This window comes from Rhizobium giardinii bv. giardinii H152, from assembly GCF_000379605.1.
Lineage (GTDB): Bacteria > Pseudomonadota > Alphaproteobacteria > Rhizobiales > Rhizobiaceae > Pararhizobium > Pararhizobium giardinii.
Genome location: NZ_KB902654.1, coordinates 1 through 1,124, shown reverse-complemented (window position 1 = coordinate 1,124; position 1,124 = coordinate 1). Strand labels below are relative to the sequence as shown.

Here is a 1,124-nt window from a genome sequence, read left to right as displayed (position 1 = left end):
GAAGGCCCCACCAACCGGAACGCATTTAAGCTAATATCCGAGGAGCTTGGTCTCACGTTGCCCAGCCATCCCAAGTATCTTGAGAAGGCGATCCTTCTGAATGGCGCCTGGTATTCCGAAGTTGGCCCCGATGGTCTCTCGAATATTCAGCGCCTTGTGCAGCGCTGGAGCGACTGGGTCATTCAGTAAGCAGCGCACGCTCGAAGCCAATGTGTCGCACGGCGACACATTGGCAACGCAACATAGGCGTTTTGGGCGCCACAGATGGAGGACAGCAGTATGTTTCAGTCTGCTCACCTGCGGTCGGATGAACACCCCGTCGCGAAACTGCCAACACAGGCAACTACCGAGGATCAGAAATTGGAAGACCGCGTCCCCGCCCAAATTGAGTTTCGCGACGTCACGAAAATGTATGGCCCGGTCGCTGCCGTCACCGAGCTTTCACTCACCGTTCGGCGAGGCGAATTTCTGACCATCCTGGGTCCGAGCGGCTCGGGTAAAACCACCGCGCTGATGATGCTAGCGGGATTTGAGTCTCCTACGAAGGGCGACATTCTGATCTCAGGCAAGTCTGTTGCAGCCGTGCCTTCATACGGCCGAGACCAGGGCATCGTCTTTCAAAGTTACGCACTATTTCCGCACCTGACGGTTCGAAGGAATCTCGAGTTCCCCCTCGAAATGCGTGGCATGAAGGCGAGCGAGCGGGCTCCTTTGGTTGAACGAATGCTCAAGCGAGTCCACCTGGACACATTCGGTGAGCGCATGCCCTCGCAACTCAGCGGCGGCCAGCAGCAGCGCGTCGCTCTTGCGCGCGCCCTTATCGCTGATCCTCCCATCCTTCTCCTGGATGAGCCACTTGGCGCCCTGGACAGAAACCTCAGAGAACAGATGCAGGGGGAGATCAAAGGCCTCCATCGCGAGTTTGGAAAAACTACCATTTGCGTTACCCATGACCAGGAAGAGGCGCTCACGCTGTCGGACCGCATCGTGGTCATGAGGGGCGGCAGAATCGAGCAGCTGGACACACCTGAAGCACTCTACGACCGGCCAGCTACTCGCTTCGTTGCCAACTTCTTGGGAGAAGCAAATGTTCTGGATTCACCGGAGCTCGGCTTCAACGATCA

1 protein-coding gene and 1 pseudogene are annotated in these 1,124 nt (G+C 57.3%); both read left to right on the top strand.

Annotated features, from left to right (window positions below):
• Positions 1 to 189, top strand: a pseudogene (locus A3AY_RS40125) (ABC transporter substrate-binding protein); the annotation flags it as partial.
• Between the two features lie 90 nt (positions 190 to 279).
• Positions 280 to 1,124 (top strand): ABC transporter ATP-binding protein (locus tag A3AY_RS0113690; protein ID WP_018326232.1); only part of this gene is annotated, 845 nt, incomplete at its 3' end.